We start from the raw sequence: 23535 nt of genomic DNA, 5'->3' as shown, positions 1-23535 counted from the left end.
CAAAAAAACCATGGGACTTCTATCGAAGCTCCATGGTTTATTAATTTTATTTGGTTCTACACTTTTGCTGCCCATATTTCGATTTCAATTTTAATTTCGGGTAGACCCAACTCCGTAATATATCCAATTGTCATCGCAGGATAATCATGGCTGAATAATTGTCCCCACTCAGCGTATAAGAAATCCCAATCGATTTTCTCCGTCGCCCATACGTTAACTTTGATAATATGTTCAGCATCTAACTGCTCGGATTCGAGTACTGTTTTAATATTATTGAATGTATTCGTGACTTGCTCATTCAGACTGTCTGGAAAGTGTCCACTACGATCTGCTCCAATCTGACCCGACGTCACGAACAACTCTGCATTCCTCGGAATTCTTGTAATATGCGTATACTGTCCTACAGGAGCTGGCATATTAGCTGGATTTTTTCTAGTAATTTTGTCGGTTTTCATGTTGATTACCTCGTCATTCTTAAGATTTTTCTGCGATATTCCCTAGTTTTCTTCCTCATTTGGGCACACTTCTCCCTTGGAATAGATTCTAGAAAAAGACAGCAGTGGAGTATCCATATCCCGGAGATATAAACGCAAGTGATTTTTTCTTCATGATTGGATGCTCCTCCCTTCTTAAGTGACAAGATTCTCTTGATCTTTTCATTATATATGAAACAAATCATGAGTCAAATTCATCATTCATAAGCAAAGAGCAATCCTGTGTCAACGAGACTGCTCTTTGTGTATACGTAAGGGACTACACCTGGAGTTAAAAATATTGCGCCCCATTATTGGCAATAACCTCTTTGTACCAATGGAAACTTTTCTTTTTCACTCTGCGAAGTGTGCCGCTTCCGTCATTGTTCCGGTCTACATAAATGTAACCGTACCGTTTCTTCATCTCCCCAGTACCTGCGCTGACCAGATCAATCGGTCCCCAGCTCGTGTAACCCAGAAGCTCAACCCCATCCTGAATGGCTTCAGCCATCTCGGCAAAATGACGATTCAGATAATCAATACGGTAATCGTCTTCAACGGTGTCATTGTCGAGCAACACATCCGTTGCACCAAGTCCATTTTCCACAATAAACAATGGTTTGCCATAGCGGTCATACAGCTGGTTACAGGTAATTCGAAGACCTTTCGGATCAATCGTCCAGCCCCATTCGGAAGCTTGAAGATACGGATTCTTCACTGAGCCAAACACATTGCCTTCGGTCGAATCCTTCAAAATCTCCGGATCGGTACTTGTACAGCGGCTGGCGTAATAACTGAATCCGATATAGTCAACTGTATTCTGCATGAGAATATCTGCATCTTCCGGCTGCATATTAATCACGATCTCATGTTCTCTGAAGAAACGCTTCGTATACCCAGGATACGCTCCTTTGGACTGAACATCGATAAAGAAGAACGACTCCCGATCCTGCTCCATGGCTTTCCATACATCATCTGGATTGGAAGTGTACGGATAAACCATGCCTGCTGCCAGCATGCAACCAATCTGTGCACCTGGAATGATCTCGTGACAGGCTTTCACAGCCAAAGCACTAGCAACCAATTCATGATGCGCTGCCTGATAGAGAACCTGCTCTTTATTCTCACCTTCCTGAAGAACAATACCCGCTCCAATGTACGGAAGATGCAGCAGCATATTGATTTCATTAAACGTCATCCAATATTTGACCTTGTCCTTGTAACGATCGAACAATGTTTTTGCATAAGTCTCAAAGAAACCTATCATCTTACGGTTCTTCCATCCGCCATACGTTTCGACCAGTTGTACAGGGACATCAAAGTGACAGATTGTGACCACAGGCTCAATATTATATTTCAACAATTCGTCGAAGACATCATCGTAAAACTGCAATCCCGCCTCGTTCGGCTCAGCGTCATCGCCATTAGGGAAAATCCGCGCCCAGGCTACAGAGAGCCTCAAGCACTTGAATCCCATTTCCGCAAATAGTGCGATATCTTCTTTGTATCGATGATAAAAATCAATCGCTTCATGCGAAGGATAAAACTCTCCATCTTTGGGCTCATATGAATCGAGATTTCCCAAAGCAATAGGGAAGCGATTAGCCCCCGTGGGAATCAGGTCAACCGTAGTTAACCCTTTGCCACCTTCAAGATAGGCTCCCTCAAGCTGGTTCGCTGCCGTTGCTCCTCCCCAGAGAAATTTCTCCGGGAAGGCTGTTAATTTTTCATACATTCACGTCTACCTCCTATCCATAATGAACGTTCACTTAACCGAGCACTGTGAGCAATTTGTCTTTCTCTTTCACAGATGCATCCTTCGTACCTACTACATCCAGATAATTGGACGTGTTCGTAATAATAATCGGTGTAACTGTCTCATATCCGGCATCCTTGATCGCTTGCAGATCAAATTCCATGATCAGATCGCCCACATTAACGCGGTCGCCATCTTTTACATGAGCTGTGAAATGCTGACCTTTCAATTGCACGGTATCCTGTCCGATATGAATCAGCATCTCAACACCATCATCAGTGACAAGTCCAATGGCATGTTTGGTGCGATATACCGTTTGTACGACACCCGTGATTGGAGATACGACTCTGCCACTGGTTGGACGAATCGCAATCCCTTTACCCATATGCTCTCCTGCAAAGGTAACATCATTGATCTCTTTCAGTTCAACCACTTCACCAGCCATTGGGCTGAAAATTTCATATCTGTTGTTCGGGTTTGGGTCAAGTACAGGTGTTGGCGCTGGAACTGCATCTGCCTTGTCTTTGAAACCAACAACATACGTAAGGACAAAACCAAGGATGAATGCAACCGCTGTAGCTACAAGAGCCATGTAGAATCCGGAATCAACGCCTGTTTTTGAGTTGATGAAGGTCGGATAGCCGAATACGCCAAGTCCGCCAAACATGTACATTTTCGATCCGAATAACCCTAGAATTCCGCCTCCAATACCACCTGCGATACAGCTCATGATAAATGGCTTTTTCAGTGGAAGTGTCACACCATAGATGGCTGGCTCAGTTACACCAAAGATCCCCGAGATGAAAGCTGGAATACTTAATGATTTCAATTTGGCATTCTTGGTTTTTAACATAACAGCAAGTACCGCACCAATTTGGGCAAAGGAAGCAGCGAAAGACATTGCAACCACTGGGTCAGCTCCGGACGTACTCAGGTTAAGAAGCATAACTGGTACGAGTCCCCAGTGAAGACCAAACAATACAAACACTTGCCACAAACCACCAATGACCAAACCTGTAACGAGTGGGCTTAATTCATAGATGCCTGTTGCTCCTGCACCAATCAATTGACCTGCCCATGTGGATATTGGACCAATTACAAGGAATGTTGCAGGAACGATAACCAGCAGTGTGAAGAATGGAACCAGGAACGTACTAACCACTTTAGGAATAACATTTTTGAAGAATTTCTCTATTTTCACTGCAAAGAATGTAGCGATAATGATCGGAATAACCGATGATGAATAATTCATCAGGATTACAGGAATACCCAAGAACGTAATGTGAATTGGTGATTCAAATAATGTACCTGCGAACAACGTATACAGTGGATCACCCGCAGTCAAACCGGACAGCGTAGGATATACGAGTGTAGCTCCAATCGCCATACCGAGGAACGGTGAACCGCCAAATTTTTTGATGGCCGTATAACCAAGGAATACCGGGAAGAAGTAGAACAGACAATCGCCCGTTGCATTCAGCAGATGGTACGTACCTGATGTGTCCGCTATCCATCCGAAGGATAAAAACATGGCTGTAAAACCTTTGATCATCCCTGTTGCAGCCAGTAAGCCAAGCAGCGGCGTGAAGACACCAGAGATCATATCGATAAAACGACCGAACAAACTACCCTTGTTACCAGAACTATCCTGATCTTCAGGAACCTGTCCCTCAGCAGGCAGATTACCTGCCTTTACAACAGCTTTATATACATCCGGCACTTCATTGCCGATTACGACCTGATACTGTCCACCACTCTGCATGACGGTAATGACACCTGGCAGATTTTTAAGCTCTTCCGTTTTAGCAACGCTTTCATCTTTAAGTTTAAAGCGTAATCTCGTTACGCAATGGAATACACTGTTTACGTTTTTAGCTCCGCCTACACCAGACAAGATGTCTTTGGCCAGTTGATCGTAGTTCATAGTAATTCTCCCTCTCTAAGTAGACTCCCGATGCTTGTGAAACAAAGAAAACCTGAACTACTGAACATACACAACGCACCGGAAAATCCGGAAACAAGTCGTGATATTCAGCAATTCAGGTTTTGCCCTTAACGGTTGCAACCCTGTAAGGCTGTACACAGCGATATTCAGTTGTAGCATTAACAACTTCATCTTAAAGTAAGTTGCAACCCATCTTTACGGACCCAAAGTGGTCGGAAGTATCGGAATTGCCTGATTGAACAGTTACAATCCGATTGATGTATGCGCTTACTTTATGGATTCATAATATAATAACTTCTAACCTTTTGCAAGCGTTTTTTTAAGAATCTTTATTTTGTAATATCGTTACTCTGAAGTGGCATGCACTACGCGTTCAATATGAATGGTTAAATACATCATTTCTTCGTTAGTCAGTTGATACGTGTAGTTATTTTCAATGAATTTTCTAATCTTCTCCGAGCACTTGTGCGCTTCAGGGTACTTTTTCTGAATCATCTCAAATAACTCATCGTCGTTGTTGCTCTTATAATGCTTGCCTTTTACCAGCCGTTGGGCGAAAAACTTCAGATGAGTCACAAATCGATAATAATTCAACGAGTTCTCGTCAAAGTCCATTTTGAAATGATATTTGATGATCGTCAAAATCTCCTGCATGACCTGAGTCATGCTTCGGATGTTAGGCATCTCTTCGTTAAGTGCTGCATTTACAAAATGAAGTGCCATGAACCCCGCCTCATCTTCAGGCAAAAGTACACCAAACTGATCACAAATCATATTTAACGCTTCCAGCCCTACCTCATATTCGTCTTTGTAGAGCTGCTTGGTCTCCCACAGCAGTCCATTACGGATAGGCAGATTGTTACGATAACGTTCAATGGCAAAATGAATATGATCCGTCAGATGCAGATAGATGCTCTCGTTTAGCTTTTTCCCAAGCTTCAGCTTGGCATAGGCGATAATCTCTTCAGACACTTTCATGTATTCCAACGGTATGCTCGCGATTAATGCCTTGAAATTTTCCTGAATATTTTCATTCTGTAAAGTAAATATCTTATCAATATGCTGCTCCGACACCTCATCGCCGGCTCTCTTCTGAAAAGCAATTCCCCGGCCAATAACGATGACTTCGCGTTCGTCTTTAATCGCAACTACAGCATTATTGTTTAACACCTTCTCGATCTTCACTTTATCCACTCCAATATACAGAAAAAGGCAAACCGTGCCTTCCATGAGGTCACTGGCCTTGCCCATTTCACTTCAATGTTAACTATATTTGCGTTCATGGTATTACATTTTTCTACATTGTGCAACAAAAAAATCGATGATGTTTTATCCCTAACAAATCACTTCCTGAATGCATAAATGATACTGTATATTTGCTTTGTATTTTTTTCTGTTTGGAAGTAATCATTCTGTATCTATAAATCTTCCCAATATAAGCATTTCCTTAGCATGACGACTTATCCATGGAATTATACTTGTACCCAGAGCTCCAAATCCAGAATTTCAATACCTGTCTGTATCCAATCGGTATCAGAAAGCCTACTACTCGCCTGCCACTTCGACCATTAATAAACTGAGGTTTATAATTACATTCATGAGTGCATCCATATCATTGCAGACAAAAAGTGTTTGCACTTATTTACTATACTTTTGATTATATTCTTCTTAAAATCCTGTAGAATTCGGATCATAAATAAACAAAAAAGCCCTCCGTAGAGAAGGACTTAATGTGTCCGAATGATGAAAAATTGCATACAAAAAAATAATTATTTTTATTTCGTCACGCTTTTCGCGCGTTTTTGCAGACGTAAATATCATCCCATAACTCTCATCAATCAACGGCGTACCTTGCCAATCCTTATAAAGATATAAAATCTCGAATCCATTGGCACTCTATTTCTTCATTTTCGTGCAGTCATTTGATCATGATTTATTCTTTTTGCTTTCCTTCTCCAGCTCTGCTTCGATTCTTCGATTAATGATCTTCAACTGGTCCGAATTCAAGTGTTCGATATCCGTTAACTGTTTATCGATCTGGTACTCTTCCGCTTCGCCCTTGTGCATCAATCCTAGATGATGCTTAATGGATCGAATATCCTCGCGCATACTCATGGTCTGACGATAATTGTCTGCAACAAGTGCAAATATAATCGCGCCTGCCAGAATCGTACCATATGGCATCAGAAGACACAGAACAAATCCTACTATTAAAGCCAAAATCATATACATGCTTTTCCCCTCCACTTTAAATTACAGTTTGAATCGATCTTGGATTAGCTGTGCCACGTCTTTCGGGCTCTTGTCAGTGTTATTAATCCGAATATAATGCTCATGCGTAATTTCTCCAGGCTCGGAATTCAATCGATATTTCTCCATACTCGAAAGCAGATCCTGCTCTGACCATTCGACATTACGCTTCGTTGCTTTGTGCAGAAGCCGATGTGGACTCTTGTTACGCTCCAGTCGTTCCGTCGGTTCAGCCTCCAGTTCAACATAACATACCTCTGCACCTCTGGACTCAAACAACGCACTGACTTTGCGAATGTACTCCCAATCCTCTTTCATATCGAATGCCCACACAAATGTAAAAATCAAACCGGGCAGCTCACTCTTCGCTACTTCTTCAAAAATCTCCTGACGGAACAGATTAACAAGTCTCTTTCCTTGAGGTGTACCATAACTGAAATAAGGTGAAACCAGTTCAATCGTCATATGATTGTGAAACAATTTTAGATTGGTGATCTTCTCCAATTCCTGACCCACCGTCATTTTCCCCACAGCCTGTGGACCAAAAATAATGATGAACTTCATCCCATCACTCCTGACATCAGCGATATGTATACCATTACTTGAATTTTCTGGACATTAGTCCATAATAACGCCTATTGCACAAATAAAAAAGAGATTTCAAGCCATCCGCTGAATGTTCAGGGCTTGAAATCTCTTCTTCGGTTTTACTTTAAATCCATTGTTTCATAGTCTGCCCAACGTTAACGTCCGATCAGAACCCATCCCCACTTCATTCGTCGGAGTCCCATGGCAATAATCCATGAGAGCAAAATCGCCACTACATAAGACAGCATAATGCCAAGACTGAAGTGTGGGGCGAGTTCCACGGTGAGTTCTCTTCTCCAGAACAAGAGCACTAACGGATGTATTAAAAATACACCAAACGCCACCGTACCCAAAGAGTTCAGAATACGAGTTGTCCGATAAGATCCATTCTGTTTCCATGCACCCATCCGTTCACATAGGATCAACAAGAGTAAGCAGGCCGAGAGGGTAAACAGATTACGGAATAGAAATAGCAACGTATAGGTTAGCGCCGGAGTTGCGGCGAAAGCCGTTTTTATATAAGTATTACCGTAAATAAACACTGCTCCTCCGCTCAACAATGCAGCCATCAGCACATAACGGTACGAGAACAATTTCTTCAATGCCGCATCGAAGTTCAACCCAATCCAGGCACCGAATCCAATAACAATCAGGTAACTGGGCAGCAAACTTCCCATCCGTGAGAAATGAAACTGCAAATGTAGCGCGTAGAAAACAGCCTGCGCCGCAATAAAGAACAGCGGTAAATATCGATTAAATACACGATAACGTGTTAACGAAAGAAGCAGTGGAAAAACCACATAAAATTGCAAAATAATCAGAAAAAAATATAAATGCGTATGTGCAGTACCGGTTAACAATTGCCCCGAGAACTGCTTTACATGTGCCAGAGGCTCTTTGCCTGCTAGCCATTGTTTGACGATAAAATAAATGAGTGACCAGGCCAGATAAGGCACAAAAACATAAAATAATCGCTTTTTATAAAAAGCGGGCATCCAGCCCTGTTCCTTTATCTTGGAGCTGTAATTGTAGAACAACACCAATGAGGACAGAAACAAAAATGCAGGTACGGCGAATTGCAAAAAGCTGTTCCAAAAATAATAAAAGTTATGATCCAACGTGTGCTTGGGATAATGTGCAACTGCTGTTGAAGTCGCATGAATGGCGACCACTGCCATAATTGCAAAAGCACGATAGAGATCCAGATACTCAATACGCCGGGGCCGATTAACCGGTTGATTCATAATAAAACCTCACTTATGCCTGATAGGATGATAGTTTCCGGCCGCAATCCAGATTCTAACCTTTATTTTAATCAGCAGACGTGGGTATTACAATCATGATCTATATTATTTTTGTTAAATTACAACAATATTCAGCATCATTCGACATTAGCTAATTGCCTATCCAGAACCGCTCAACGATATTCCCGTCAGGCTCTACATAGTCTTGATCTTGGATACCCCCATTACGAAGAATAACTCTTCGGGATGCCTCATTATGCGCATCACATACGACTAATACTTTGGTAATTCCGAGATCTTTGGTAATTTCCAAGGAAAGCTTGAGGATCTCCGCACCGTATCCATTCTGTCGCTCACCTGGACGAACTCCATAACCAATATGCCCTCCGCTATGGAACAACTTCTCATTCAATTCATGTCGTATGTTTACGGCTCCAACAACTCGATCACTCTCCGTCACAAGCCAGTATGTACTGTCCCTGACCCAGCCTTCAGGGATATCGATGCCTTGTTCGCTACGTTCCAAAAAAGCTAACATCTCTTCAAAAGGATAGGGTTCTTTCGAAATGACCCACGGCACCATCGATTCTCCGCTTGCAACCCAGTCTTCATAAAATGCTACATACGCTTCTTTATATTGCGCTGAAGGTTTAACCAATCTAACTTTTTCTTTGCTCATTTTACGTACTTCCTCCTTACTCATAATTTCTCCATCCAAGTAAAAAAGAGAACCTGCGTGTGCAGATCCTCTACTCGGGTCCAGCTTTCGCTATTATATTAGTTCACGATCCTGCTTGCTTATTCCTCTAATGCACACTAGTTATACGGATTCCACCTGTTGTGCGTGCACTTCCTGATCTGCTTGAATTACCTTGTAAGTGAATTGATAGCTTCCTGATCCCAGAGCAATTCGTACATCTGATCCCTGCGTTTGAATTTCGTGAATGTCCGCTATTTGGTCCACCGCTTTTCCGTTCTCCAGAACTGTCTGTACATCTGCTCCAGGCAGAAGGACCGTGCCCGTCGTATTGGCAGGAATGGTCACACGAACCTCCATCTCGTTATTACCGCGGAGATACCAGTTGGATGTGACAGAACCGTACATGGTCTCGAAACTCGCTTCCACCCACTCCAGTCCTGGTCCTGGTTTGGGCTCGATGTGTACGATCCGGAACCCGGGCTGTTGCTCATCTGTGTTAATTCCGGCAACATAACGATATAACCACTCCCCTATGGCTCCATAAGCATAATGGTTGAATGAATTCATGTCTGCACTCCACAGACTGCCATCCTCCCTTATTCCGTCCCAATGCTCCCAAACCGTAGTTGCACCTTGTGTCACTTGATATAACCAGGATGGATAGTCTTCCTGAAAGAGTAGCGTATAGGCCAGATCATGATGTCCCGTATCACTCAATACCGGATTCAGATAAGGTGTTCCAACAAATCCGGTGGTCAAGTGGTTTCCAGCGTCCGCAACCAGTTTTCCCAACTGATCAATGGTACGTTTCCGAGCTGCTGAATCCAATAGGTCGAAATGCAAAGCAAGTACATGCGCGGTCTGAGTGGGAACTGCAAGTTTGCCCGCAGGTGTCACAAATTCATTTTGAAATGCAGCAACAATGTTGTCATGCAGATTATCATAATAAGTTACATCTTCCGCCTGCCCTAACACCTCAGCAGCCTTCCGTGTTAGAGAAACAGAATAGGCATAGAAAGCAGTTGCTACAAAATCCTTATCTGTAGCCCCAATATAGCTGTCCGGCTTGGAATCCAGCCCGAGCCAATCCCCGAAATGAAAGCCAGTATTCCACAAGTAAGGATTCTCTCCTTGAGCGTGAATGTAATTAATCCAGCGCTTCATGCTGTCATATTGCTCAGCCAACAGCCTGACATCCCCGTACATCTCGTAAATCGTCCATGGACAGATCACCGCGGCATCCCCCCAGGCAGCGGAAGAATGATTCGTATCCGCCCACCCGTCTGACGTCGAACTCCTCAAATCAGGAACGTAGAAAGGAATGCCTCCATCCTCTCCCTGATCCGCCTGCAGATCCCTCAGCCATTTGGTGAAAAAAGGCGCCGTGTTCATCAGGTATGAGGATGTTCGTATAAACATCTGCGCGTCTCCCGTCCAGCCCAGCCGCTCATCACGCTGCGGACAATCTGTCGGTACGTCAACGAAATTCCCTTTTTGCCCCCACAATATATTGTGATGAAGCTGATTCACGAGTGAACTGGAGCTTTTAAAATCACCGGTTCGCTCCATATTGGAATGCAGAACTACACCTGTGAAATCCTCAAGCCGAATCTCATCCGGGAATCCAATCAACTTCACATAACGGAATCCCTGAAATGTGAAACGTGGCTCGTACGTCTCTACTCCAGCGCCTTTTAGAGTATAGCGGATACACTGCGTTGCCCCACGCAGGTTGTCAGTGTAGAAATTACCCTGATGATCCAATATCTCGGCATGTAGCAACTCAACCGTATGCCCCGTTTCACCCTGAATGCTGAATCTCACCCAACCGACCATATTCTGTCCCATATCCAGCACACGCTCTCCCAGTGGAGTTGTAAGCAAAGCGATAGGTTTAATTTGCTCAATTGGCGTTACGGGAACGTTCTCTTGTGCAATAATAATCTCCTTCGAGTAATCCAGCACACGTACTGGCAACCATTGGACTGAGGATGAATCCTGCCATTCGGATTCCATACGTGCATCATACGTTTCGCCCATATAAATGTCCGAGCTTCGAATGGCGCTGGGGGAACTCTTCCAGTTTCGATCCGAAATAATATGTTCTTCTGAACCATCGGTATAATGAATATGAAGTTCCAGCAGCAAACCTGCGTTCGTACCGTATATCTTCTGCTTTTTCTCCCATCCCAAATGTCCTTTGTACCAGCCATCTCCCAGATAAGCACCGAGTATATTCTGTCCATTCTGAAGCTGATCGGTAACATCATAGACCTGATATTGCAACCGCTTACTATAACTGGTCCAGCCCGGGGTGAAGTATGCTTCGCCCACTCGCTGATTATTCAGATGAAGTTCGTACAATCCAAGTGCAGTCACATATATTCTGGCCGAAGCGACAGGCTTTTTCAGTTCAAACAAGGTACGCAGTCGTGGGCAAGACTCATCCTGCTTAGAGGAAGGATCGACTGTGATCCACTCCGCCTGCCAGGCATCTTCACTACTCATGAATCCCGTCTCAAAATACGCTATCTCCGACCAGTCCGATTCATCTCCTGCACGATCCCAGGCACGAATGCGATAATAGTAGCGGGTTCGTGCTTCGGGCACCCAGTGCTCCAGTTCAACATGAATGGATTGATCAGAGCTCTTTTTGCCGGAATCCCATTCAATTTGAGCCATATCTTCCGTCCGTGACAACTGAATTTGATAATCTGATTGTACACAATTTCTGAGATCGGAATGCAAATGCCAGCTTAATCTGGGTGACGTGATATCTAGTCCAATCGGATTTATTCTATACTCACAACGCAGATGACTTACAGTCAACATCAGAGAAACATCCCTTTCCATCGTGGTTTCCAAATCAAGGTTACGATATAATTATATCGATTCTATGATCGGAAATACCCGGCAATGAGGACAGTTTAACCCGGTAATCTGGTCATGCCAACCAAGGAGGCTATTCCGTGAATCCAACCGTACAACTGTTTAAGAGTGAATCCTTTTTCCAAAATAATCTGAAGCTGTTCGTGAACCGATGTTCCGAAGATTTTGTGGTTCCTTTTCACGCACACGAGTTTGTTGAGTATAGTTATGTGGCAGAAGGAAAGGGCTTTCATCACATTGGTGAAGATATTATTCCGGTACACAAAGGGATGTTATTTGTTATTCCGGTCGGCGTTCCTCATGTATTCCGCCCAGCTACCGCGAATGTATCAGAGCACCCACTCATTATTTATAACTGTCTGTTCAATTCCGAACTGATCCACACCTTGTCCATTATTATTCAGGAGCAGGAGATTCGAAACCATCTGACAGACCTGGAAAAGAATCGGGTTCCTTATGTATCCATCACAGATTACAGCCAGCGGATGGAAGAATTAATGGTAAAGCTGTATCGCGAATCTGCCGTTCCGGGAATTGGCTCTTCCACGATCCTGTATACACTTGTTAGCCAACTCGTCGTGACAACGTACAGACAGATTCATCAAGCTACCTGCAATGAGAAGGAAAATGGGACTGATATGGAACATATCCTTCATTACCTGGACCAACATGTTAACGAACGAATCCGTCTAAGCGAACTGGTGAATATTTCTGGTTGGAGCGAAAGACATCTTGGACGCATGTTCGTGACCCATACCGGGCGGACGTTTGGTGCTTATCTGCAACATTTGCGCATACAAAAAAGCTGTGAATTGCTGAAGAATTCACAACATAAAGTCAGTTTAATTGCTGAACTTGTAGGCTACCGTGATGTAGATTCATTTTACGCCGTCTTTAAACGAATTACGGGAGAAACCCCTCAAGGCTATCGCAGGAACTTCAGAGCAGAACCATTGAATTAAGTGTGTTCCTGTCTTCCGTTCCTTTCTTAAGGCTCATCTCTTTACAGGATCAAACTTAATCTCTTCATGTTCTCTTTCAAGCAGACGATCTACATAAGCCTTTGCACCTTTCCAAGAGGTCATCAACGGAAACTGATGTTGCTCCCGTTCATTTATATTCCATGGATGAGGGATACAGATGACTTTTTTTCCGTCATTCAGCGCGGGTATCAGGTTATGTGCCCCATCATCAATTAACAGATCGAAGTTAATCAAGTTCTTCCGTTTACATGTTATAAACTGTTCTGGAGATATATATGGCATATGCTTCTGGAGCCAATTCCACTTCTCTACAACCGTTTTGGGCTCAGCCGCTGTTAGGATCAGCAGGTCATAGGCTTGATGGAGCTTTTCCACCTCTTCTACTACATATTCATCGTAAATCTCCAGTTCCTCAAACAGCCCTGGCCGACCATAAAATACATCATGCGTACAATCCGGATGGCGCAGATGGGATGTATCCCAATGTATCATATCCTCATATCGCAGCGGATGGGTTGGGAAGTTGATGTTGTTATGATAGATGGCTCGCTTGACCAGATGACATATGGTATCATCCATATCTACAGCAATAATAGGTTTTTTCATCATTATCCCCTCCAATAGGATCACAGTATATCATCATCAATGTAACAGCGCTATCCTTTTTGAGCTCAAAATAAAAAGCGGCCCCTGCGCCGCAATAACTGCTGCGCAAGGACTGCCCCCGAAATCAACCCAAATCTTCGCCATTCGTAGCGATGACGTTCTGATACCAACCAAAGCTCTTTTTCTTATAGCGATTCAATGTGCCTTGTCCGTTGTCGTCCTGATCGACATAGATTACGCCATAACGCTTGGACATTTCCGAAGTGGACGCACTGATGATATCAATCGCACCCCAGTTGGTATAACCCATAAGGTCTACCCCATCCATGACTGCTTCTTTCATTTGTGTAATATGTTTTCTCAGATAATCGATCCGATAATCATCATTAATGGAACCGTCGTCCTCTACCGTATCCTTGGCACCAAGTCCGTTCTCCACGACAAATAACGGCAGTTGGTAACGGTCATACAGCTCTTTTAACGCCACACGAAGTCCGATCGGATCAAGCTGCCAGCCCCATTCTGTACGCTCCAGGTTCGGATTCTTGATCGTACTGTACAGGTTGCCGCCAGTTACTCCATATTCCTCCGGATTCACTGCGGATACCAGCGATGTGTAATAGCTGAACGAGATGAAATCAACCGTATGCTCTTTCATAATCGCTTCGTCTTCAGGTTCCATCGCAATGGAGATGCCATGCTCAGCCCAGTAACGAGCCATAAAGGTTGGATAACTGCCTCGCACTTGTACATCAGTATGAAGCAGGTTCAGTTGATTATCGATCTGAGCTTGCAGTACATCTTCCGGCTTCGACGTTGCTGGGTAGTGAATCATGCGCGCAAGCATACAGCCAATCTGGAAGTCCGGGTTAATCTGACGCGCCTTCTGCGTTACCAGACTGCTGGCAACAAACTGATGGTGAAGTGCTTGATAGGAAGCTTGCATCACGTTATCGACACGATCCTCAATGATGCCTCCACCCGTGAATGGCTCAATAATGGTTGTGTTGATCTCATTAAACGTCAACCAGTACTTCACCTTGTCTTTGTAGCGATTCATGACAGTCTCGGCGTATCTTACAAAATGTCCGATCACTTCCCGTCCTGCCCAGCCATTGTATTTCAATACCAATGACATTGGCATTTCATAGTGAGAGAGCGTCACGAGAGGTTCAATATTGTGCTTCCGCAATTCGTCGAATACTTCATCATAGAAACGTAATCCTTCTTCATTCGGCTCCGCATCATACCCGTTCGGGAAAATACGCGGCCAGTTGATGGAAAGACGGAATGTCTTAAAACCCAGCTCAGCGAATAACGCAATGTCCTCTTTGAAGCGGTGATAGAAATCAATACCGTAACGCTTCGGGTATCCCTTCGCGCTGTGGTGAGCCATCGCTTTCTCAACTGTTGCACTGGTCACGTGCATCAGTTCTCTAAGGTTGGTGTAATCCTTCTTCTCAAAATAAGGAACCATATCCGCAGTTGACCAGCCTTTGCCCCCTGCATCAAATCCACCTTCAGCCTGGTTGGCGGCAATTGCGCCGCCCCACAGAAAACCTTCTGGAAACCCTTGTCGATTGATCATGCGTATCTCTCCTCTTCTTATTGATGTCGTCTATTTCGTCTTAAGTTCGTCTTTAGAATTTAAATTTCAGCTTTCAATACTTCTTCACCTGTCGTAATTGCTCCCAATTTCACAGGCAGAACCTGCTTGTAATCTGCTGTATTCGTAACGACCATCGCCGTTGTAATGTCATATTCCTTGGCAATTTGATCAAGTTCAAACGTGAGTAGTTTGTCTCCAGCCTGTACACGTGCTCCCGTAGCGACATGGGCTTCAAAATACTGTCCGCGCAGTTTCACGGTGTTAATCCCCACATGGATCAGAAGCTCCATTCCGTTATCACTGCGGACCACGATCGCGTGTTTCGTTTTGAACACATTCATGATGGTACCTGTAACTGGTGACACCAGTTCACCCACCGTTGGAACAAATGCCACACCTTTACCCATCAATTCATCGCCAAACGTTGGATCATTAACTTCTTTGAGTGCGATCGCTTTACCCGTCATCGGTGCAAAGGCTACTGCATCACTTGTCGGTGTTGGAGCACCCATATCGTCCACGTTCACGGTTACAGCATTGCTGGACGGTGCTGCCGCTGGTGCCGCAGAAGCGCCTGGTGAGAATTGAGCCAACGCCTCGGCATCGCCCTCTTCTTCCTTGATCCCGAACACAGTAGACATAATTGCACCCACAACAAAGGCAAGAATCATACCGCCAAAGGAGTACCAGAAGGTTTGTCCGATCAGGGATGGCAGACCCGGAAGACCACCGTTACCTGCAAGCACATAAGCTTTGGCTCCAAAAGCAAGAGCGAATCCGCCACCCACGGCACTACCAATCATCGCAGCGGCAAACGGTTTTTTATATTTCATGTTCACGCCGTACATAGCTGGCTCGGTTACACCCATCAGAGCTGTAAAGCTGGTGGACAATGCAACGGTTTTGAGCTTTTTGTCTTTTGCACGGAAGAATACGCCCAACGTCGCTCCGGCCTGTCCCATATTGGAGATGAACGTCAGTGGCAAAAATTTATCGAAGCCTAATGTAGCAATATTGCTCAGGATGATCGGTACGAGCGCATAGTGCATACCTGTCATAATAATGAGCGCCATCGCGCCGCCCAGAACAATCCCTGCAATTAATCCGCCTTCGTTCAGCAGCCAGTTAATACCACCGGACAAGCCGCTACCTACAAATGTACCCAGTGGACCGATCGCAATCAGCGTTACCGGAACCATAACAAGCAAGGTAATCAGTGGCACAAGCAGCAACTTCAATGCTGCCGGAATAACGCGGTCAACCCATTTCTCAACATAAGACATCAGCCATATGGCAAGCAAAATCGGAATAACCGATGAGGCATAGCTGACAGCCGTTACCGGAATGCCAATAAACGCAACCGATTCACCGCTGGATAGCATTGCGCCCATATCGGGATACATCAGCGCAGTACTTAGCGCAATGGCAACAAACGGATTACTGCCGAATTTGCGAGCGGCACTAACCGCAATCAGCAATGGAAGGAAGTAGAATACGCCATCCCCAATGGCGGAAAGGATACGGTACGTGTCAGTACCTGCTGACATCCACTCCAGGGATACGAATAATGCAAGTAATCCTTTGAGCATACCCGCAGCTGTAATCGCTGGCAGCATTGGTGCGAAGACACCCGCAATCGTCTCAAAAATATTAAGAATTACATTTTTATTTTTTTCCGGTTTAGCTTGTTTATTTTCTGTACTTTGCTGTATTGCCGGATGTTCCTTCACCATAGCATCAAATACTTTGGACACGTCATTCCCGATAATCACCTGGAATTGATCTCCTGAGATATTTGTTCCCATGACTTTATCCAGTTTCTTAAGTGAGTTATTGTCCACTTTATCGTTATTTTTCAGATCAAATCTCAGTCGTGTGACGCAATGATACACCGAGTTGATATTGTTTGTTCCCCCAACGGCTTTGATGATTTCCTGTGCCGTTTCCTGATGTTTCATGATCATTTCCTCCTCATTTTTCCAATAAAAAATACCCGAACAAATAGCCACGTCTTCTACGTGTCATTCATTCGGGTATTGCCTGATTGAACAGTAACAAGCCCAATTGATATTTAGTTAGGTTCTGGTTCATGTGCTGATATTTCATTGGTCACGCTTCGGTTTCATTAACCGCTCCAGATGAAGGGTCAGATACAACTGTTCCGAATGCGTCATATCATACTGATAGTTCTTATGGATAAAAGTCTCAATCTTGCCGATACATTTAAAGGTTTCGGGATAGTTTTTCCGTACGACCTCGTATAAATACTCCTCCGCATCGTCATGTGACGAGTGAGTAATTACCCGTTGGCAGAAATACTTCAAATGAGTAATGAAACGGAAATAGTTGACGCTATCTTCATCCAATTCGACATTGAAGTGATATTTGATAATGTTCATGATCTCCTGAAGCAGCTGCATCAAATGAGTGACATCGTTCATGGAATCATTGACTTCCGCATTGATGAAATGCAGCGCTATGTTGCATATTTCATCCTTCGGAAACTCCACATCCAGTCTTTCCTTCAGCAGGGTGAGCGCTTCCCGGGCCACGTCGAACTCGGCCTTGTAGAAATGCTGCACTTCCCAGGAGAGCGGATTTCGTGTAATCATTCCCTTTTCCAGACGCTGGACAGCAAAATGAATGTGATCCGACAGTGAGACATAAATCCCGTCACTGATGGTTTTGTTCAATTGTGTACGTGCCAGTGTCACAATATCATCTGTCGCCTGCAGAATTTCAATCGGCACTTCCGTGACGATGGACTTGAACTTCTCATAGATCGATGCATCCTGAAGCCGGAATACTTTCTCAATCCGTTCTTCATCAATCTCATCGCCCGCCTTGAACTTAAACCCGATACCCCGGCCGAGGATCAGCAGTTCCTGATTTTTGTCATCCACGGTACTGACAATATTGTTATTAAATATCTGTTTAATAATCATGTTGGACCCACCTGTTTTTTTTGAGGATTAAAAAAGGGCAAAACCAAAATAGAAATAATAAAATCATTTCCATAGTGGTTTTGCCCGCATTACCGGTAACAAGCCTCGGATATAATCTATCATAACCTGAAAACGGTGTCAACCCAAAATGCTACCACTGTTATTTTACTTTGTCTTGCTTTCAACAAATATTTCCCTATAGTTCCACGAGTGAGGGTATGCTGTCTTAATATGTACATGTTGATACACAAACAAACTGGAGAAGTCTTCTACTCAAAATGGAATTTTTTTCTTTTCACGGTAACTCTCAGCCTTGAGCACAAATAGGAGCCCTTCTTCCGAAGGACTCACTGTTACTCATATCGCTAATCATTGCTGGAACGTCACATGAATCTGTACAATCTCCGAACGACTGCTAGTACGAATCGGAGGTCCCCAGAAGCCAAATCCCGAGGTGACGATCGAGTGCATGGACCCTTTTTGCAGATAACCCCAATCATTCTCGTAGATAGCCTTAGTAATAAACTGAGCGGGTGCGATCTGACCACGATGGGTGTGACCAGACACAACTAAATCTACATGGTTTTGCTCCGCAATATCCAAATCATAAGGCTGGTGATCCATCATGAGCACAGGTTTGCTTAAGTCGGTATCTTGCATCAATGTCGCTACTTCTGCCCGATCCTTCTCTGTTCGGTCTTTCCGTCCAATTAGCGTAATCTTATCGTCCAATGTAATTTTATCATCATACAGAACTTGCATATTACTCTTCTCCAGAGCAGCAATCAGATCCTCGATCGGACCATTATACTTGTCGTGATTGCCCAGTGAGGCGTAAACTCCATAAGGGGCCTGAATACCGCTGATAATATCCGCAATTCCACTCTTGAGGTACATATCCAGGTTGTCATCGATAATATCACCAGGATACAGTACCAAATCCGGCTTCAACGCGTTAATTTCTTCCACCATTCGTTTAGCGTGAGCAGGGCCGGACAGCAGGCCAAAGTGCATATCCGCAGCCATAACAATGTTAAGGCTGTCGACACCTTCCACTTTTTTATCAATCTGAATGCTGTATTGTCTTACGACTGGACTATAGGCGTTATAGATACCATAGCCCAACGTGGACAGCAACAGCACGAGAGTGACCACACCTGCCCATTTATGAGCGTAATGTCTTGGAATACGGGTTAGTCTAAGTAACCATAACGTTAGATGAACCACCGGCAGGATCAATAACAGCAGAGAAAAGATTGCAAGCCAGTATGAACCGATAACACTCAGGAAGGAAATACTTCCAAACAACCTTGCCAATATGAAAGAAATTGCAAGAAATACAAGCGCAACGATGTAAAACCAACGAAATCTCGCAGATACAACCGGCTTCATCCAGCTCCATCCGCTCCGTCCTATGTAAAACACTAATAAACCATACACAACCAAAAACAAGATGCCTGCAAGTACAAACATGCCTCTGTTAACCTCCACGTCAATAAGTTGATTGCTGAATTTTCTCTTAACCAAATTCCAGTCCATCTGAACAAGTATAACGTAGTTAAAGGGGTGAGGACATCTGTTTCCATTCCTCAGATGCGTACATTTTATTACAATTTGGAATACTTAAATTCCAATCATTATTTAGGCGATACGTCGACCCATAGCCTGTCATCTGAATAAAAAAAGCATTCCTGCGTCCGCTCATGACTGACTAACATCATGAACGAGCACAGGAATGCTGAATGATCTCGAATTACATATTACTCGTTAGTGTCCATCCATTGGAAGTGGAATGAACCTTCTTTGTCCACACGTTTGAATGTGTGAGCGCCAAAGTAGTCACGTTGCGCTTGCAACAGGTTCGCAGGCAAACGCTCAGTGCGGTAGCTGTCATAATAAGACAACGCGCTGGAGAATCCAGGAACCGGAATTCCTTGAGTTACCGCAGCTGCAACGACCTCACGCCATGCACCTTGGTAGGATTCAACAATGTTTTGGAAGTATGGGTCCAGAAGCAGGTTTTTCAGTTCTGCATCCTTATCATATGCTTCTTTGATGTTTTGCAGGAACTGCGAACGGATGATGCAGCCACCACGGAAGATCATAGCGATGTTGCCGTATTTCAGATCCCAGCCATACTCGTCTGAAGCTGCACGCATTTGGGCAAAGCCTTGTGCGTAGGATACGATTTTACTTGCAAACAGTGCTTTGCGAACATTTTCGATGAACGCTTTTTTGTCGCCAGAGAATGCTTCAGTTGCTGGTCCATTCAAGATTTTGCTTGCTGCCACACGTTCGTCTTTCATTGCAGACAGGAAGCGGGAGAATACGGATTCCGTAATCATGGACAATGGTACGCCGAGATCCAGTGCGCTTTGACTTGTCCATTTTCCTGTTCCTTTTTGTCCAGCTGCATCCAGAATGACATCAACCATTGGTTTGCCCGTTTCCGGATCATATTTGGAGAAGATGTCTGCCGTGATTTCAATCAGGTAGCTATCCAGCTCACCTTGGTTCCATTCAGAGAAAATTGCATGCAATTCTTCAACGGACACATTCAGCACGGATTTGAGCAAATGATATGCTTCTCCGATCAACTGCATATCCCCGTATTCGATACCATTGTGCACCATTTTCACATAGTGTCCGGCACCATCTGGTCCGATATATGTGCTGCAAGCATCGTCGCCTACTTTAGCGGAAATGGCTGTCAGAATGGGTTCAACAAGCTCATACGCACTTTCTTGTCCGCCTGGCATGATTGCCGGGCCTTTCAACGCCCCTTCTTCACCACCGGATACACCCGCACCAATGAAGCGGAAACCTTTGGCTTCCAGATCTTTGCTGCGGCGTTGGGTGTCAGGGAAGTATGCATTCCCTCCATCAATAATGATGTCGCCTTCGTCCAAGTGTGGCAGCAATTGTTCAATGGTAGCGTCCGTTGCTTTACCTGCTTGAACCATGATCAGGATTTTGCGTGGGGATTCCAGGGAAGCTACGAACTCTTCAATCGTGAATGCGCCTGTCAGGTTTTTGCCTTCGGCTTCTTTGAGAAGATCATTCGTTTTCTCCGGGGAACGGTTAAATACCGATACCGAGAATCCTTTGCTTTCAATATTAAGGGCAAGGTTTTTACCCATTACTGCAAGTCCGATGACACCGATCTGTTGTTTACTCATTATGTCCTCCCAATACTCTTTATATATAGTAGGTTAAAATTCGAGATCAACAATCTTTATTACTGAACTGTTTTTTTCCAGTCTGCTGCAAATTTGTCCATCCCTTGATCTGTCAGCGGGTGTTTGGAAATTTGTTCAATGACGGAGAATGGAACAGTAGCGATATGTGCTCCTGCCATTGCTACACGTGTAACGTGATCCGGATGTCTTACAGAAGCCGCAATAATCTGTGCATCCAGGTTATGTGTACGGAACAGCTCAGCAACTTTGGCAACCAATTGCACGCCATCTTCGGAGATGTCATCAAGACGTCCAAGGAACGGGGATACATATGTTGCACCGGCACGAGCAGCAAGCAGCGCCTGGTTCACTGTGAAGATCAACGTTACGTTGGTTTTCACACCTTTTTTAGTCAGGTAACGGCAAGCTTCCAGTCCTGCAAGTGTCATTGGCAGCTTGATTGTGATGTTTTTATCGTTGTTATTGATTTTGATCAGTTCGTCTGCTTGAGCTATCATCTCTTCAGCTGTGATTGCATCTGGTGTTACTTCTGCAGATACGGATTCAACTTCAGGTACCTCACGCAAAATTTCTTCAATGCGGTCTTCGAATTTCACGCCTTCTTTGGCTACCAGAGAAGGATTCGTTGTTACACCAGACAGGACTCCGATTTTGTATGCTTTTTTGATGTCTACCAAGTTTGCTGTATCGATGAAAAATTTCATATTCAATTACCTCCAAGGGATATGTTTTTTTGTTTTTTTATGTTACAGATTTGCATTAACAGCCAGAGGAACTTCAATATCATCTTCAGCCTGCTGATCGGCAGGTTGGTCAAACCACCAGTGGTGCCCTTCCGCAGCGAGCATCGCATCCGACTCTGCTGGTCCATAACTTCCAGCCGGATACAGATGAAGTGGGAGCAAATTCTCCTGGAATGCATCCAGAATAGGTTGTACCCAAGCCCAAGAAAGTTCTACTTCATCCCAATGGGCAAAGAACGTTGGATCACCATGCAATGCGTCATGAATCAAGTTCTCATAAGCCTCGGCCAGATCCTCACGATCTGGTGACAGATCGATATGAACAGGTTTGAACTCCCCTTTGTTTTGCGGGTCGCTCGCATTCAGCTGCAGCGTCATGCTCTGGTCAGGACTCATCTCAATCACAAGCAGGTTCGGTTTGGAACCGTTAACCACGTTAGCCTGTCCAGATGGTTCCTTGAATTCGATGACGATGCGAGTTGATTTTTCCTTCATTCGTTTACCGGTACGGATATAGAAAGGTACTCCGCGCCAGAAAAAGTCATCAATCTGCAATTTTGCAGCAATAAAAGTATCATTCATCGTATTCTCGGCAACACCCGGTTCAGCTGCATATCCGCTAACGGATTTGCCTTGAATGTTTCCTTCAGCATACTGTCCGCGAATGACACTTGCACCCACGTTTTGCTTTTGCAGTGGCTCGATCGATTCCATGATGTGTTTTTTCTTCAAACCGACTTTTTCCGTGGTGCTGTTATATGGAAGTTGGATCGCCATCATCATAAGCAATTGCAGCATATGATTCTGGAACATGTCACGCACGGCGCCTACATGATCATAATAGGATGCCCGTTCTTCCACACCAACAGTCTCATTAGCGGTGATCTGCACATTGGAGATATAACGGTTGTTCCACAATGCCTTCATGATCGGATTGCTTTGATGCAAGGTTTCAAGACGCTGCACCATCGGTTTGCCCAAATAGTGGTCAATCCGATAAATTTCTTCTTCCGTGAATGCTTCGCTTAACTTGCGATTCAAGTCACGAGCCGATTGTAGATCATGTCCAAATGGCTTTTCGATCACAAGGCGTTTCCAGCCTTCAGTTGATCCAAGTCCACTACCCTGAATGTTCTCTGCAATGGGTTCGAAGAATTCTGGGCCAACCGAAAGGTAGAACAGACGGTTGGATGGAATGCCAAGTTCAGCCTCTCTTTGTTCCACTAACTTTAACAGCTCTATATAATCTTCCTTATGGCTTATATTCAATACACTGTAACGGAAAGCCTGTACGAATGATTTTACAAGTTCAGGATCAGCAGGGCGTCTGGAAAATTCATTTAATGATTTTTCCACTTGTGCCTGAAAGAATTCATCAGACCATTCTCTGCGTCCCAAGCCAATCAGCGAGAAGGATGCCGGAAGTTTTTGCTCAATGTATAAATTATATAAGGCTGGATATATTTTTCTTTTGGCTAAATCGCCAGTCGCACCAAATAAAATAATGCTCGTTGGTTCCATCTCACTATTCTCCTTCCAAGTAACTCTGGTTTCTTTGCTGTAGTTACACTATAATACGTTTCATAGCCATACAAGTAATTAAT

18 protein-coding genes are annotated in these 23535 nt (G+C 44.2%); 1 reads left to right on the top strand and 17 read right to left on the bottom strand.

Translation table 11 applies throughout. The annotated features are described in order from the left end of the window. Positions 1–56: 56 nt before the first annotated feature. From MHB84_RS24655 to MHB84_RS24615, 9 genes are all read right to left on the bottom strand, one after another. Positions 57–455 carry a RidA family protein gene (locus MHB84_RS24655; protein ID WP_076289050.1) on the bottom strand — a complete coding sequence of 133 codons (399 nt, stop codon included), beginning with the start codon at positions 453–455 and terminating at the stop codon, positions 57–59. A 310-nt stretch (positions 456–765) separates the two neighbouring features. Then, positions 766–2208, bottom strand: a complete 1443-nt coding sequence (locus tag MHB84_RS24650; protein ID WP_076289049.1) for a 6-phospho-beta-glucosidase — start codon at positions 2206–2208, stop codon at positions 766–768. A 34-nt stretch (positions 2209–2242) separates the two neighbouring features. Further along, a complete protein-coding gene (locus MHB84_RS24645; RefSeq protein WP_076289048.1) occupies positions 2243–4153 on the bottom strand; it encodes a beta-glucoside-specific PTS transporter subunit IIABC in 1911 nt (636 codons plus the stop codon). Positions 4154–4519: 366 nt separating this feature from the next. Further along, the gene (gene licT / locus MHB84_RS24640) at positions 4520–5359 is read right to left on the bottom strand and encodes a BglG family transcription antiterminator LicT (protein WP_063563219.1); all 840 of its coding nucleotides are present in this window, start codon (positions 5357–5359) and stop codon (positions 4520–4522) included. A gap of 741 nt (positions 5360–6100) precedes the next feature. Continuing rightward, positions 6101–6406, bottom strand: coding sequence for a hypothetical protein (locus MHB84_RS24635; RefSeq protein ID WP_076289047.1), 306 nt, complete (start codon positions 6404–6406; stop codon positions 6101–6103). A gap of 21 nt (positions 6407–6427) precedes the next feature. Continuing rightward, positions 6428–6988, bottom strand: a complete 561-nt coding sequence (locus tag MHB84_RS24630) for an AAA family ATPase (RefSeq protein ID WP_076289046.1) — start codon at positions 6986–6988, stop codon at positions 6428–6430. A gap of 179 nt (positions 6989–7167) precedes the next feature. Continuing rightward, the gene (locus MHB84_RS24625) at positions 7168–8256 is read right to left on the bottom strand and encodes an acyltransferase (protein WP_076289045.1); all 1089 of its coding nucleotides are present in this window, start codon (positions 8254–8256) and stop codon (positions 7168–7170) included. Between the two features lie 151 nt (positions 8257–8407). Beyond that, positions 8408–8935 carry a GNAT family N-acetyltransferase gene (locus MHB84_RS24620; RefSeq protein WP_076289044.1) on the bottom strand — a complete coding sequence of 176 codons (528 nt, stop codon included), beginning with the start codon at positions 8933–8935 and terminating at the stop codon, positions 8408–8410. Between the two features lie 141 nt (positions 8936–9076). After that, entirely contained in the window at positions 9077–11788 is a 2712-nt protein-coding gene (locus MHB84_RS24615; protein ID WP_076289043.1) for an alpha-L-rhamnosidase, read from the bottom strand. Positions 11789–11925: 137 nt separating this feature from the next. On the opposite strand from MHB84_RS24615, the gene MHB84_RS24610 reads away from it, so the two are divergent. After that, a complete protein-coding gene (locus MHB84_RS24610; RefSeq protein ID WP_076289042.1) occupies positions 11926–12807 on the top strand; it encodes an AraC family transcriptional regulator in 882 nt (293 codons plus the stop codon). A gap of 33 nt (positions 12808–12840) precedes the next feature. On the opposite strand, the gene MHB84_RS24605 is transcribed toward MHB84_RS24610, so the two are convergent. The 8 genes from MHB84_RS24605 to zwf all read right to left on the bottom strand — a co-directional run bounded on the left by MHB84_RS24605 (position 12841) and on the right by zwf (position 23452). Continuing rightward, on the bottom strand, positions 12841–13434 hold the full coding sequence (locus MHB84_RS24605) for a 5' nucleotidase, NT5C type (RefSeq protein WP_076289041.1): 594 nt from the start codon (positions 13432–13434) through the stop codon (positions 12841–12843). A gap of 124 nt (positions 13435–13558) precedes the next feature. Continuing rightward, the gene (locus MHB84_RS24600) at positions 13559–15022 is read right to left on the bottom strand and encodes a glycoside hydrolase family 1 protein (protein WP_076289040.1); all 1464 of its coding nucleotides are present in this window, start codon (positions 15020–15022) and stop codon (positions 13559–13561) included. A gap of 59 nt (positions 15023–15081) precedes the next feature. Then, positions 15082–17001, bottom strand: coding sequence for a beta-glucoside-specific PTS transporter subunit IIABC (locus MHB84_RS24595; RefSeq protein WP_076289039.1), 1920 nt, complete (start codon positions 16999–17001; stop codon positions 15082–15084). 144 nt (positions 17002–17145) lie between these two features. Next, the gene (gene licT / locus MHB84_RS24590) at positions 17146–17988 is read right to left on the bottom strand and encodes a BglG family transcription antiterminator LicT (RefSeq protein ID WP_062328359.1); all 843 of its coding nucleotides are present in this window, start codon (positions 17986–17988) and stop codon (positions 17146–17148) included. A gap of 369 nt (positions 17989–18357) precedes the next feature. After that, entirely contained in the window at positions 18358–19461 is a 1104-nt protein-coding gene (locus MHB84_RS24585) for a metallophosphoesterase (RefSeq protein WP_076289038.1), read from the bottom strand. A gap of 287 nt (positions 19462–19748) precedes the next feature. Next, on the bottom strand, positions 19749–21167 hold the full coding sequence (gene gndA, locus MHB84_RS24580; protein ID WP_076289037.1) for an NADP-dependent phosphogluconate dehydrogenase: 1419 nt from the start codon (positions 21165–21167) through the stop codon (positions 19749–19751). Positions 21168–21226: 59 nt separating this feature from the next. Then, on the bottom strand, positions 21227–21892 hold the full coding sequence (gene fsa, locus MHB84_RS24575; protein WP_024630525.1) for a fructose-6-phosphate aldolase: 666 nt from the start codon (positions 21890–21892) through the stop codon (positions 21227–21229). A 42-nt stretch (positions 21893–21934) separates the two neighbouring features. Beyond that, positions 21935–23452, bottom strand: a complete 1518-nt coding sequence (gene zwf, locus MHB84_RS24570) for a glucose-6-phosphate dehydrogenase (RefSeq protein ID WP_076289036.1) — start codon at positions 23450–23452, stop codon at positions 21935–21937. Positions 23453–23535: the final 83 nt, after the last annotated feature.

The sequence above is a fragment of the Paenibacillus sp. FSL F4-0087 genome (assembly GCF_038020215.1).
In the GTDB taxonomy this organism is placed as follows: Bacteria; Bacillota; Bacilli; order Paenibacillales; family Paenibacillaceae; genus Paenibacillus; species Paenibacillus taichungensis.
This window is presented reverse-complemented; position numbering and strand designations above follow the sequence as displayed.